The sequence below is a fragment of the Candidatus Arthromitus sp. SFB-turkey genome (genome assembly GCF_001655775.1).
GTDB classification, from domain to species: domain Bacteria; phylum Bacillota; class Clostridia; order Clostridiales; family Clostridiaceae; genus Dwaynesavagella; species Dwaynesavagella gallinarum.
In genome coordinates, this window is the sequence record NZ_LXFF01000025.1 from 15,752 (window position 1) to 29,197 (window position 13,446).

Below are 13,446 nucleotides of genomic sequence, written 5' to 3' on the forward strand. Positions count from 1 at the left end.
TCACTTTTAACCCCTTAAAATAAAAATTAATAAATAATATTATATTCACATTTTTTTTATTTATTATTTGACTTTAATAAATTTATCTTGATTCATTTTTTCAATAAATTTTTCAATTTCATTCTTTGAACACCTAAAAAAATTGTCATTATCATTGATTCTTCTAACAATTCTATTTTTAAAATTGACTAAAATTTCTTTAGAAATTTGTTCAACATCATCAACTATATATAAATATCTAAGCTCATATTCATAAGGGGTAGAAACTTGATTTAATTTGGCTATTTCTCTAAAAGGAAATAAACTATCTGTAACACAAATCTTAAAAATATCTTTTCCAAAAGATAAAACATTTGACAAAATATACATATAACCAGATTTAATTTTATTTTCTTGATACTTTATGTACTTTTCCTTTTCTTTTAAATAATTAATATGATTCTCAATTTTAATTAATCTATTTTCAAACTCACTCTTCTTAACATTATTACGTTCATTTAAAATTTTACGTTCATAAGCTTGTTTATTTTTCAAAGATCTTTCCATATCTTTTGAAAATTTATTTCTAATTGAGCGTATTTCTTTCTTTCTCTTATCTTGTTTAATTTCATCTTTAATTTTCAATAATTCTTTCTCTTTGAATATACAATAACTTTTATAAATTTGAATTTCATTTTTATAAGTATCTATAAATTCATTTGTTATTTCAAAATATTTTTTATTACACATTTGGCAATAAAAATTTATCATATCATTAAATTTATCTATATAATTATTAGAATTTTGTTTTAAAATTTCATTTTTTATAATTTCAAATTCATTTGATAATCCCCGAAAAATTATTTTTTCAAAATCTAAATCCTTTACAACACAAATACTATTTTCATATTTAAAAACTTTATTTTGTTTTATTAAATCTTTTCGATTATTTTTAGTATTTTGAAGTTGTAATTCAAAATCCATTTCCTCTAAAGAATTAAAACAATCTGTACTCAAATTAAAATTCTTTTCGTAATAAATATTTTCTATTTTATTTAATTCATCTCGATAATAATTTACCTTTTTATTTAAATTATTAATTTCCATGTTAACTGAAACTTTAGTATCATTAAGTAATTTTTTTATTCTATTCAGTTCTGATTCAGCTTTTTTGTATTCTAAATTAATTGGATTTATATCAACTTCAATATCTTTATGTTCTAAAATTTTAGTATTGTTATTCTTCTTAAAATCAAACAATTTCGCACAACCACCTTTAAGTTAACTTAAAATACTATGTAAATATAACATATCACATTTAATTTTAAAATCCAAATTTATATATAATTTTACATTTTTCGCATGAAATTACAAAAAAATTAAGCACCTATACATTTTGTATAAGTGCTTAATTTTAAGATATTTTGTTTAAAGAATTATACAAATTAATCCTCCACTACCTTCGTTTACAATTTTTTGTAGTGTTTTTTGAATTTTAGCTTGTACATCTTCAGGCATTTTATATAATTTATTTTGAAGTCCTTCTTTAACTAAAACTTCTAAACTTTTTCCAAACATATTTGATTGCCACATACTTGATGGATCATTTTCAAATTGTTCAAGTAAAGATTTAACAAGTTCTTCTGTCTCTCTTTCTGTTCCCATTATCGGTGAAATTTCAGTTTGAATATCAGCTTTTATTAAATGAAGTGATGGTGCAGACGCTTTTAATTTAACCCCATAACGTGTACCTTGTCTTATTATTTCAGGTTCTTCAAATTTCATTTCAGAAAGTTGTGGAGCAACTAAACCATATCCAGTTTCTCTAACATCATTTAATGCTTTTTCAACCTTATCATATTCAACTTTTGCCTTGTGCAAATCTTTTAATAAATCTAGTAAGTGTCCTTCATCATTTATTTCTTGATCACAAATTTCACTTAAAATTTTGTAGAATATATTATTATGAATGTTAAATTTAAGTTTTGATTTTCCATTTCCAAGACTTGTCTCAACAACATCTATTCCACTTAAAAATTCATCTCTTTCTGTCATGTAATCTGCAATCTTTTTAACATCACTTATTTTATTAATATCTTGACTCATATCTTTGATTAATGATATGAAATTTTCTTTTAACCAATGTTTTGAATCAAGACCATTTATCCAGCTTGGTAAATCAATATGAAGTTCTTTAACAGGGAATTCTGTTAATACTCTTTTGAATAATTTTTCAATATCATTTTCATCCATTTTTGCAATATCAATTGCAACAACCGGAACATCATATTTCTCTTCAAGACTTAATTTTAATTCTTGAGTTTCTACAGTATTTGGATGTTTTGTATTTAAAACTACAATAAACGGTTTGTTTATACTTTTAAGATCTAAAATAACTCTTTCTTCTGCTTCAACATAACTTTCTCTGTCTATACCTGTAAATGAACCATCAGTCGTAACAACAACTCCAACTGTAGAATGATCTGTTATTACTTTTCTTGTACCAATTTCAGCTGCTTCCTCAAAAGGAATTTCTTCTTCAAACCAAGGAGTTTTTACCATTTTAGGTGCATCTCCTTCTAAATATCCTAACGCTTCATCGACTATGTATCCAACACAATCAACTAATCTAACTTTTAATTTTATATTTTCATTAAAATTTATTTCGATAGCTTCGTTAGGAATAAATTTTGGCTCTGTAGTATGAATACTTTTTCCTGATCCACTTTGTGGTAATTCATCTTTAGCCCTTTCTTTTTTAAATGTATTTTCAATACGTGGAATTACCATTTTGTCCATAAATGTTTTAACAAAAGTGGATTTTCCTGTTCTTACTGGGCCAACAACTCCAATATAAATGTCTCCTTGAGTTCTTTTTGCTATATCTTCATATATGTTTAAGTTTTCCAAATCTAACTACCTCCACAATTTAAACTTAAATCTATTAAATATATATTTTCTTTTTTTCCATTTATTCCAAATTAATGAATCTTAGACAAATTTTCATAAACAAAAACTCCTATGTAAATAAACTTACACAGGAGTAAATATAATTTATATTTTTAAAAACTCGTCTTTTCTATCTCTAGACATCAACTTACCTTCTATAGAACGCAAATCTTTATTGTTAAATAAAACCTCATATAAAGATTCAATAATTGGTACTTCAATATTTTTTTCTTTCGCAATTTCATAAAATATTTTACAAGCATTAATTCCTTCAACAACCATTCCTATTTCTTTTATAGCTTCATCTAATTTCATTCCCTTACCAATTAACAAACCACATTTCCTATTTCTACTATGTTCACTTAAACAAGTTACTATTAAATCACCAATACCTGTAAGTCCAAAAAAAGTTTCTAATTTTCCACCAAGACTTACTCCCATTTTTACAATATCTTGCAAAGATCTTGTAATTATAGCAGCACTTGAATTATCTCCATAACCCATTCCTGTAATAATTCCTATAGCTAATGCAATTACATTTTTCATTGATCCACCAATTTCAACACCAACTATATCTGAATTAGTATAAATTCTCAAAACATCATTTGATAAAGTGTCTCGTATAAGTTCAGCAAATTTCATATCTTTAGATGTTGAAACTAAAGCCGTTGGCTTTCTTAAAGCTATTTCTTCTGCATGACTAGGTCCAGATAAAATAACAATAGGATTATGTGGAAGTTCTTCCTCTAAAATTTCTGAAAGACGTTTATGTGTATCTTGTTCAATTCCCTTAGATAAACAAACAATTACACTTTTACTATCAATCTTATCTTTAATTTGCTTAGAGATTTCTCTCACTGCATGAGATGGAACTGCAAAAAATATTATATCGCTATTATTTATTGCATCATTTATATCATTCGTAGCTATAATTTTTTCAGGTATATGTATATTTTTTAAATATTTTATATTTTTTCGTTTTTCATTAATACCATTAACAACATCCATATTTCTATCAAACATTTTTATTTTAAAATCGTAATTCGAAAAAATTACAGCTAATGCTGTTCCAAAACTCCCACTTCCTAAAAATGTTAAATTCATTTTTTTTCTTTCCTTTCCTTATATTGTATATCTATTCCTGTTCCTTCAAAGTCAAAGCTTTCTCTAATTTGATTATGAAGATATCTTGTATAAGAAAAATGTAACGTAGATTCATCATTTATAAAAAATATAAATTTCGGAGGCTTTATATCAACTTGTGTACAATAATAAATTTTAAGTCTTTTTAAGCCGACTATAGGAGGTTCTTTTATCATTGTTGCTCTTCCTATAATTTCATTTAGAATTCCTGTTGGTATTCTTCTTGAATAATTTTCATAACACTTCTTAGCTAATTTTAAAACATTTTGAACTCTCTGACCTGTTAATGCTGATATAAATAAATACGGAGCATATGTAACAAAACTAAGAGAATTTTGTATGTTCTTTTTAAATTCATTGTAAGTATTATTGTCTTTATTTATCATATCCCATTTATTTACAACAATTAAAATAGCCTTATTTCTTTCATGAGCATACCCTAAAATTTTTTCATCTTGCTCTGTAACTCCTTGAGTTGCATCTATTACAAGTATACAAACATCACATCTATCAATACTGTACAAACTACGTATAACACTATAATGTTCTACATTTTCTTTAATTTTTGATTTTTTCCTAAGCCCTGCAGTATCTATTAAAATAAATTTTTCTGTTTCATTTTCAAAATATGTATCAATAGAATCCCTCGTAGTTCCAGCTATATCACTAACAATGGAACGAGTTTGTCCTAATATTTTGTTTATAAGAGATGATTTACCAACATTTGGTTTTCCTACAACTGCAATTTTGATTATATCATCTTCTTCATTTTCTTCTTCAACTACATCGAAATATTTTACCACTTCGTCAAGCATATCTCCAAGTCCAAGTGATTGAGTTGAAGAAATTGGAATTGGTTCTCCTAAACCAAATTCATAAAATTCATATAAATTCATTTCATCTTTTTTAGAATCAATTTTATTTACAACAAGAATAATATCTTTTTTGCTTTTTCTAAGCATTCTTGCAACTTCTCTATCACCATCAACAAGCCCAGTTTTTCCATCTACAATAAAAATTATAACATCAGCAGTTTCAATAGCAAGCTCCGTTTGAATACGCATATTTTTAAACATGTCATCATTTGTTTTAAATTCAATTCCACCTGTATCTATTAATGTGAATTTATATTTTAGCCATTCAGCATCTCTATAAATTCTATCTCTAGTAACTCCTGGAGTATCATCAACTATAGAAACTCTATCTCCAACAATTCTATTAAATAACGTAGATTTTCCTACATTGGGACGTCCAACTATTGCAACAATTGGTTTTTTCATCATTGTTCCTCCATTCACGTCAGAAATAAAATATAAATACAAGTATAACACTTGAAATCAAAAAAAGAAACCAGAGCAAAATACTCTGGTCTCTAGAAATTAATTATTTAGTCTTCTTTTGAAAAACTCTCCTGATTTTAAATACATGATATTTTCACAAATATTATTTATATGATCTCCTGCTCTTTCAAAATATTTAATCATAAATAATGTTTGAACTCCAATATTATTTGTTATTTCTCCTGAATTCATCTTATCCATTATTTGAGTAAAAATATCATAGTATTTTTTATCTATAGCTTCATCACTTTCATAAATTTCAATAGCTTTTTTCTTGTCATTATTTATATAAGCTTCAACAACTTCAGTAATCATTTTTTTAATTGTATCAGAAAAATAATCAGATATTTTAAAATCTATATGCTCATTTTCAGGTATATACATTGAAACCTTTGCAAGATCAACAGCATAATCTCCGATTCTTTCTAAATCCTGAATTATTTTTATTGTTGTAAATAATCTTCTTAAATCACTAGCAAGTGGTGTTTGTGTTGCAATTAATTTTACGCATTTATATTCAATTTCCTCTTTGAGAAAATCTATTTTATCATCATCTTCAATTATCATTTTAGCAAGTTCAGTGTCTTTACTTCTTAAAACATTTTTAGATTTTTCAAATTGATCTGTTACAAGTTTACCCATCTCAAGCAAAGATTCATTTAATTCATCTAAAATTTTTCCAAATTTTTCACGCATAATAAAACCTCCCTAAATTTTATCCAAATCTTCCAGTAATATAATCTTCCGTAAGTTTACTAGATGGATTTTGAAATATTTTTTCAGTTTTATCCATTTCTTCAAGTTTTCCATTTAAGAAGAAAGCTGTGTAATCAGAAATTCTTCCTGCTTGCTGCATATTATGAGTAACAATAACTATAGTATATTTTTTCTTAAGTTTTACTAATAATTCTTCAACCTTCATTGTTGAAATAGGATCAAGAGCTGAAGTTGGTTCATCCATAAGTAGAATTTTAGGTTGAGTTGCTAAACAACGAGCAATACAAAGTCTTTGTTGCTGTCCTCCTGACAAATTATAAGCACTTTTCTTTAAATCATCTTTTACTTCATCCCAAAGTGCAACATCTTTAAGAGTCGTTTCTACAAGTTCATCTAGAACTTTTTTATCTTTTATTCCATAATTTTTAGGGGCGAAAACTATATTTTCATAAATAGATTTTGGAAATGGATTTGGTTTTTGAAAAACTAATCCAACATCTTTTCTTAATAATACAACATCTTGTTTTTTTATATCTTTATCTTCTAAAAAAATATTTCCAGTATATTTTGCATACTCAAACATTTCATTCATTCTATTTAAATTTCTTAAAAATGTTGATTTACCGCATCCAGATGGTCCGATTAATGCTGTAACTTTATTTTCATAAATATCCATATTTATATTGAATAACGCTTGTTTTTCTCCATAATAAAAATTTAAATCTTCAACCTTTATAATAACATTTTTCATCAAATATTCACCTCTCACATTTAGTCATATTTTTTCTCAAATTTTTTCCTTATAATAATAGCCAAAATATTAAACATAAAAACAATTACCAATAAAACAATTATACCTGCTGAGGCTAAATATTGAAATTCTGGTTCAGGTCTTGAAGTCCAATTATAAATTTGTATAGGCAATACTGTAAATCCATCCAATAAACTTTTAGGCAAAAATCTTAAGAAAGTAGCTGCTCCTACTACAATAAGAGGAGATGCTTCACCAACTGCACGAGCTAAAGAAAGAACTATTCCTGTAATTATATTAGATATAGCACACGGCAAAACAACTCCTTTGATAGCTTGCCATTTAGAAACTCCCAACGCTAATGCTCCTTCATAAAATGAATATGGAACTGTTTTAAGAGCCTCTTGTGATGAAATAATTATTGGAGATAATACAAGTAGAGATAATGTTAATGCTCCCGAAATAATACTTGAACCTAGCATAAAAAATTTCACAAATACTCCAAGCCCTAATATCCCATATACAATTGCCGGTACACCTGCAAGATTTTGAATATTTAATTTTATAAATTCTGTTAGTTTAGATGGTTTTGCATATAATTCAAGATAAATTGCTGTACCTATTCCTAATGGAACAGATATTAAAATTGTCAAAACCAAAATATACATACTTCCAACGATAGCTGGAGCAATACCAGCTCTCTCAGGTCTACTAGAAGGAAAACCTGTTAAGAAATCCCAATTTAAATATTTAAATCCTTTTGAAAAAATTTGAATTAATAAAACAAGTAAGAAAATAACTCCTACTAATGTTGCTATTATCGTAATTATTTTTAAAACCTTATCTTTTGCTTTTCTTTTGTTTAAATTGCTCTTAATAAGTTCTTTATCAAACAATTCTCTTTCCATTTCCATCCTACTTTCATTTTAAAAATTATACTTATTTTTATTAATAATTTTTCTGGCGATTATATTCAAAACCAACGTTATGAAAAATAATACAGCACCACAAACAAAAATAGTTTTATACTCAACAGAACTATAAGAAACATCTCCCATACTAACATTAGCCATATAAGCAGTTAATGTTTGTACACTTTTTAATGGATTAAGATTAAATAATGGATTACTTCCTGATGCAATAGCAACAATCATTGTTTCTCCGATAGCTCTAGAAACAGCCAAAATAAACGAAGAAATAATTCCAGATTTAGCCGCAGGAATTAAAACTTTAGTTGTAACTTCATATTTTGTACTTCCAAGTGCGTAAGCTCCTCTTCTTATTGAACCAGGAACGCTTCTTAAAGCATCTTCGCTTAATGATGCAATCATTGGAATTACCATTATCCCTATGGCAATACCTGCACTTAAAGCATTATATATCTCCAAATTATGTATAAATGTTCTTAAAAATGGTGTAATAAAAGTTAAAGCAAAAAATCCATATACAACTGAAGGAATAAATGCTAATACTTCTAAAATTGGTTTTAAAAATCCACGTATTTTCCTTGTTGCATATTCACTTAAATAAATTGCTATCAATAAACCTAAAGGTACTGCAATAATACAAGCTATTAAAGCTATTATCAAAGTTCCTGCTATTAATGTCATTATATTATAACTTGGATTACTTAAAAGTGGATTCCAAGAATTTCCTTTAAATAATTCAACAAAACTTACTTCTTTAAAAAAATCTTTAGCTTCAAAAAGTAATAATACGACTATCGAAATTGTTATCAGTATAGATATCATAGCAAAAATTTTCAATAGAAATTCTATGATTTTTTCCTTCATTTAACAAATCCTCCCATTAATATTAAACTGCTCAACCATATTTTATGGTCAGCAGTTATAAATAAGTTATTTTAAATTATTTAGTTGAGATTCATATTCACTCTTATTTAATGGAACAAGTTGAACATCATCAGCAAGCTCATATGCATTTGTTAAATAAAATTCAATGAATGCTTGTATCTCAGGTTTACTTAAATCATTTTTATCAAAATATATAAACAATGGTCTAGATAATAAATATGTTCCGTCATTTATAGTTTCAGAAGAAGGTGCAATACCATCAATTGACACTAAATTAATTTTATCTTTATTCGCCTCGTAATAACTATATCCAAAATATCCTATAGAATATTTGTCTTCACTTACTCCTTTTACTAATACATTATCGTCTTCACTTAATATAGCATCTTCTCTTTGAGATTTTGCTTCATCATTAACAACTTCTGTAAAGAATTCAAAAGTACCAGATGCTGTTCCTGGTGTATATACTTTTATTAATTCATTTGGGAATCCTTCTCTCACATCACTCCAATATTTAGCAGGATTCTCATTTCTAAAAATATGTGCTAATTCTTCTTTTGTAAGATCAGTTGCGAAATCATTTTCTGAATTAACAACAACTGATATTCCATCATTTGCAACAACCAATTCTAAAACATCTATTCCATTTGCTTTAGCTTGTTCTAATTCAGAATCTTTAATTTTTCTTGATGCATTTACAATATCAATTTCGCCCTCTACAAATTTTTTCATTCCACCGCCTGTTCCAGATTCTGCAACTGTAACTTTTACATCTGGATTTTCATAAGTAAATTCTTCTGCTACAATTTCAGTTATTGGATAAACTGTAGATGAACCATCAATAACAATATTTCCACTTAATTTTGAGCTTGAAGAACTTGAATTGTTTGTACAAGAAACTAAAGTTAAGAAAAATAAACTTGCACAAAACAAACCACCAAATATTCGTTTATTCATAAAATTTCCCCCTAAAACATTCTCAACTTAATTTTAAAATATATTGGTTAAATTAATATTTTGAAAATGTTAAATCTACATTAAATATTTTTGTCGAATGTAAAAATATTTATTTAAAAAATAAGCGAAATAATTTCTATTCAAACTATCTCGCTTATTTCTTAGGAATAGTAACTTTAAAAGTTACTCCTTTATCAACATTATTAAAAACACCTATTTTAGCATTAATTTTTTGTATGGAACTTTCAACTATTGACAAACCAAGTCCAGTTCCACGCCCTTTACTTTTTGAATTTAACACTTTATAAAACCTATCAAAAATATTTTTTATTTCTTCCTCTGGAATTCCTATTCCATCATCAGAAAAATTTACATAAATATTTTCATTATCTTCACTACAATTTATATTTAAAGTTGTACCAAAGGAATGTTTTATAGAATTATCCATTATATTTATGAAAATTTGACGTATATATTTTTCACAATTTAGAATTACAACTTTATCATCTGAAATTTTAATTTTAAAATTTGTTTCATGTATTTGAGGATATAAAAGCTGTTTTATACTATAAAGCAAACTCGTTATATCAATTTTTTGTTTACTTAAATCATTTTGCGTTTCAATCTCAGAAAATATTAATATATCACTTATCAAATTATTCAAACGAATAGCTTCTCTATTTATTATGTCATAAAACATTTGACGATCATTTTCATCCTCAACGTTTTTTAAAGTTTCTGAAAATCCTATTATAGAGGTTAAAGGTGTTTTTAATTCATGAGTTATGTTAGAAACAAACTCTTTACTCATATAATCAAGTTTTTTATACTCAGAAACATTCTTAAATTTATAAACTCTTAAATCATTACAAATCTCTACAACATAACATGAAATATTAATAGAAGTATATTTATTTGGAACTTCAAAAAAATTTAAATTTTCAAAATCCAAAATCCATTTTAACGAAGTATCTTTCAAATTTTTATTAAATAACTCTTCAATATTAGATAAATTAAATAGTTCTTTTAATTCATCATTTAAATAATAAATCACATTATCTTTATTTAAAATTAAAATACCCTCATCTACAATATCAATTATTTTTCTTAACACATAATTTTCTTGATTTAAATCATCACTATTTTCATAAATTTTTTCAAACTTAACTCTAATCAAATCAAGTATATTTTTCAATTTAAAATCTTTTTTATTTGCCATATTCACAAAATACTTTAAATAATTTTGCGAATTCATTTTAAGCATACTAAGCAATTCATCTTTTATCTTTTTCCGTTGAAAACACATACCTACAATAAAAATAAAACTAGATATACAAAACCCTAAAACCAAATAAATAATTATCATATATTTTTAAAATTAAATTTATATCCTATTCCTCTCATTGTTTCAATAAAAACTGGATTTTTATCATCATCCTCAATTTTTTTACGCAAACTTCTAATATGTACATCAACGGTTCTAGTTTCTCCAACATATTTGTATCCCCAAATATTATCTAAAATATATTCTCTCGTAAGTACTCGCCCATTACTCTTTATGAGCATAACAAGAAGTTCAAATTCTTTAAAAGTTAATTCAAGCTTTAAATCTTTTTTATAAACTTCTCTTTTTTTCAAATCAACTCTTATATCTCCAAACTTAAGTTCCTGTGATGATGAAACTTTTTGACTATTTAATTTTTCCATACGTCTAAATACAGCATTAATACGTGCAATTATTTCTTTTATAGAAAAAGGCTTGCATATATAATCATCTGCACCAAGCTCAAGAGCCAAAATTTTATCAAACTCTCTGCTTTTTGATGAAATTATAATTATTGGAATATCTTTCGTATATTCGTTTTCAGAAAGCTCTTTACAAATTTCAAAACCATCTTTTTCAGGAAGCATTAAGTCCAATAAAACAAGTTCAGAATTAAATTCTATTATATTTTCAACAATATTCAAACCATCAGAAACACAATTTACGATAAAATCATTTTTAGTTAAATTATATTTAAGCAACTCTGCAATACTAGACTCATCTTCGACTATCAAAATTTTTCTACCCATAAAATTCATATCCTTTGCAAAGTTTAATTAATAAAAATAAACGAAAAAATTCTATTTAAAGATAGATTATTTTTTCTATATGAATAAAATTTTACCTCTTCACTACAATAAGTACAATAATTTATAACATTTATATTTTGTTCTAAAATTCCTTTGCTTAATAGAGAAATTTTAATACATTCAATCATATCTAAATTATTACCATTAAAAATGCGTAAATTATTTTTAAAATGCTCATGATTTAAAAATTTATTTTTTAAATCTTCTCCTATTTCATAACAACAGTTCATATTGTGCGGTCCTATATAAACACATATATCACTTACATTTGAATTATATTTTTCTATAAATACATCAATAGCATTTACAACTATCTCTTTATAAATTCCTTTCCAACCACTATGTACTACAGATACAACTTGTTTATTAATATCAAATAAAAAAATAGGAACACAGTCAGCCGTAAAAACTCCAACTGCACATTTTTTTTCTTTAGTTATAAGTCCATCTCCCTCAATACCATTAACAAAATCATAATCACAAGTATGTACAATATTACTATGAGTTTGAGATACAGTAAATATTTTTAATAAATCAAACTTTTTCTTAATAAACTCAATATTTTGATCGTAATTTTCAAGTTTAGGATGTATTCCAAACTCCGTATTAGCTGTAGAAACAACTAAATTAATATTTTTAATTTTTTTATATAAAAAATATTTATCTTCAAGCTGAATTAATTTCATAAAATCACCTACAATAATTTTAATTACTTGGTTGTAATAAATCAAGATTAGTTCCATCAATTAATATGACGTCAACTCCAATTTTTACAATTTTATCCCAAGGTATTTCTAAATAATTATTTCTAGAGAACCATGATGTTTTGGTGTACATTATCATAATTGCTAAAACTCTATGTTTATCTGTATCAATCTTAAAATCATTTATATAGCCTATTCTTGCTCCAATACTTATGTCTATTATTTCCATAGTTTTAAGATTATTTAATGAAAATGATCTTTCTAACATAAAATATTCCTCTATTTATATAAAAAATTTTTATTAATCTATATGTTTTAAAAAATATATTTATACTTTTGATATCTTGTTTTATATTTCTATTTATAATAATTTTTATAAAAATAAAAACAAAAAGAGATGCTTTATTGCATCTCTTAATTTCATAAATATTATTTTCTACTTCAAATATTTTTCAGCTTCTTCTTTAGTTAAATCATATTTTTTCATTAATTTTTGAACTATAATCTCATCTTCAAAATTCAATTCTTCTCTGTATATTTCAATTATTTTTTCTATACCTTTAGCTGTTGCTTCTTCTCTTCCCTTTACTACTCCTTCAGCCATTCCCTTTTCAAAATTATCTCTAGCTATTTCTTGTTCTCTCATTAAAAGCGTCATGAACTCCGCCCTCCATTCCTTATTCTCCTTTATATTTCTTATCTTTTGTTCTATCTTTTTAACAAAATTATTTTCGCTAGTTATTTCTTTCTCAATNNTCGTTCCATCTTTTAAGTATAGTTCCTTGTTTTCATTACAAATATTCTCAAAAGTGTATTTTGATAATCCTTTTCCAAACGGATCAAATTTACAGATAAATATAACAATACTTTCTTTTAAATCTCTATAAATTTCCCCTTTTTCTATGGCGTTTAAATCTATCATACCTTGATAATATCTGCTTCTTTTTGCTAAATCTTTT

13 protein-coding genes and 1 pseudogene are annotated in these 13,446 nt (G+C 25.5%); all 14 read right to left on the reverse strand.

The genetic code is table 11. The annotated features are described in order from the left end of the window. Positions 1-63: 63 nt before the first annotated feature. Entirely contained in the window at positions 64-1,239 is a 1,176-nt protein-coding gene (locus tag A6P36_RS05205; protein WP_066761665.1) for a hypothetical protein, read from the reverse strand. A 168-nt stretch (positions 1,240-1,407) separates the two neighbouring features. Continuing rightward, positions 1,408-2,889, reverse strand: coding sequence for a stage IV sporulation protein A (gene spoIVA, locus A6P36_RS05210; RefSeq protein ID WP_066761667.1), 1,482 nt, complete (start codon positions 2,887-2,889; stop codon positions 1,408-1,410). Between the two features lie 144 nt (positions 2,890-3,033). Beyond that, complete coding sequence (locus A6P36_RS05215) at positions 3,034-4,032, reverse strand: NAD(P)H-dependent glycerol-3-phosphate dehydrogenase (RefSeq protein ID WP_066761668.1); 999 nt, start codon at positions 4,030-4,032, stop codon at positions 3,034-3,036. Continuing rightward, a complete protein-coding gene (der, locus tag A6P36_RS05220; RefSeq protein ID WP_066761669.1) occupies positions 4,029-5,351 on the reverse strand; it encodes a ribosome biogenesis GTPase Der in 1,323 nt (440 codons plus the stop codon). Before der ends, A6P36_RS05215 begins: the two co-directional genes overlap by 4 nt. A gap of 99 nt (positions 5,352-5,450) precedes the next feature. Continuing rightward, positions 5,451-6,107, reverse strand: coding sequence for a phosphate signaling complex protein PhoU (gene phoU, locus A6P36_RS05225; protein ID WP_066761671.1), 657 nt, complete (start codon positions 6,105-6,107; stop codon positions 5,451-5,453). Between the two features lie 19 nt (positions 6,108-6,126). Further along, complete coding sequence (pstB, locus tag A6P36_RS05230) at positions 6,127-6,879, reverse strand: phosphate ABC transporter ATP-binding protein PstB (RefSeq protein WP_066761673.1); 753 nt, start codon at positions 6,877-6,879, stop codon at positions 6,127-6,129. 20 nt (positions 6,880-6,899) lie between these two features. Then, positions 6,900-7,787 carry a phosphate ABC transporter permease PstA gene (pstA, locus tag A6P36_RS05235; protein WP_066761675.1) on the reverse strand — a complete coding sequence of 296 codons (888 nt, stop codon included), beginning with the start codon at positions 7,785-7,787 and terminating at the stop codon, positions 6,900-6,902. Between the two features lie 18 nt (positions 7,788-7,805). Next, the gene (pstC, locus tag A6P36_RS05240; protein WP_066761677.1) at positions 7,806-8,672 is read right to left on the reverse strand and encodes a phosphate ABC transporter permease subunit PstC; all 867 of its coding nucleotides are present in this window, start codon (positions 8,670-8,672) and stop codon (positions 7,806-7,808) included. Between the two features lie 66 nt (positions 8,673-8,738). Continuing rightward, a complete protein-coding gene (locus A6P36_RS05245; RefSeq protein WP_066761679.1) occupies positions 8,739-9,650 on the reverse strand; it encodes a PstS family phosphate ABC transporter substrate-binding protein in 912 nt (303 codons plus the stop codon). A 154-nt stretch (positions 9,651-9,804) separates the two neighbouring features. Further along, positions 9,805-10,956: a sensor histidine kinase gene (locus tag A6P36_RS05250; RefSeq protein WP_242861668.1), complete on the reverse strand. Its 1,152-nt coding sequence runs from the start codon at positions 10,954-10,956 to the stop codon at positions 9,805-9,807. A gap of 56 nt (positions 10,957-11,012) precedes the next feature. Next, the gene (locus tag A6P36_RS05255; RefSeq protein WP_066761688.1) at positions 11,013-11,723 is read right to left on the reverse strand and encodes a response regulator transcription factor; all 711 of its coding nucleotides are present in this window, start codon (positions 11,721-11,723) and stop codon (positions 11,013-11,015) included. 23 nt (positions 11,724-11,746) lie between these two features. After that, the gene (pgeF, locus tag A6P36_RS05260; protein ID WP_066761692.1) at positions 11,747-12,469 is read right to left on the reverse strand and encodes a peptidoglycan editing factor PgeF; all 723 of its coding nucleotides are present in this window, start codon (positions 12,467-12,469) and stop codon (positions 11,747-11,749) included. Positions 12,470-12,488: 19 nt separating this feature from the next. Next, on the reverse strand, positions 12,489-12,755 hold the full coding sequence (locus tag A6P36_RS05265; RefSeq protein ID WP_066761689.1) for a YlmC/YmxH family sporulation protein: 267 nt from the start codon (positions 12,753-12,755) through the stop codon (positions 12,489-12,491). Between the two features lie 168 nt (positions 12,756-12,923). Beyond that, positions 12,924-13,241 (reverse strand): annotated as a pseudogene (locus A6P36_RS05270) (Rpn family recombination-promoting nuclease/putative transposase); the annotation flags it as partial. Positions 13,242-13,446: the final 205 nt, after the last annotated feature.

Bases quoted from the DNA above. Each gene is read 5' to 3' on its own strand.
- A6P36_RS05265 (WP_066761689.1), bottom strand. From the start codon at position 12,755: ATGTTAGAAAGATCATTTTCATTAAATAATCTTAAAACTATGGAAATA.
- A6P36_RS05255 (WP_066761688.1), bottom strand. From the start codon at position 11,723: ATGGGTAGAAAAATTTTGATAGTCGAAGATGAGTCTAGTATTGCAGAG.
- A6P36_RS05245 (WP_066761679.1), bottom strand. From the start codon at position 9,650: ATGAATAAACGAATATTTGGTGGTTTGTTTTGTGCAAGTTTATTTTTC.
- pstC (WP_066761677.1), bottom strand. From the start codon at position 8,672: ATGAAGGAAAAAATCATAGAATTTCTATTGAAAATTTTTGCTATGATA.
- pgeF (WP_066761692.1), bottom strand. From the start codon at position 12,469: ATGAAATTAATTCAGCTTGAAGATAAATATTTTTTATATAAAAAAATT.
- A6P36_RS05215 (WP_066761668.1), bottom strand. From the start codon at position 4,032: ATGAATTTAACATTTTTAGGAAGTGGGAGTTTTGGAACAGCATTAGCT.
- pstB (WP_066761673.1), bottom strand. From the start codon at position 6,879: ATGAAAAATGTTATTATAAAGGTTGAAGATTTAAATTTTTATTATGGA.
- A6P36_RS05250 (WP_242861668.1), bottom strand. From the start codon at position 10,956: ATGTGTTTTCAACGGAAAAAGATAAAAGATGAATTGCTTAGTATGCTT.
- phoU (WP_066761671.1), bottom strand. From the start codon at position 6,107: ATGCGTGAAAAATTTGGAAAAATTTTAGATGAATTAAATGAATCTTTG.
- der (WP_066761669.1), bottom strand. From the start codon at position 5,351: ATGAAAAAACCAATTGTTGCAATAGTTGGACGTCCCAATGTAGGAAAA.
- pstA (WP_066761675.1), bottom strand. From the start codon at position 7,787: ATGGAAAGAGAATTGTTTGATAAAGAACTTATTAAGAGCAATTTAAAC.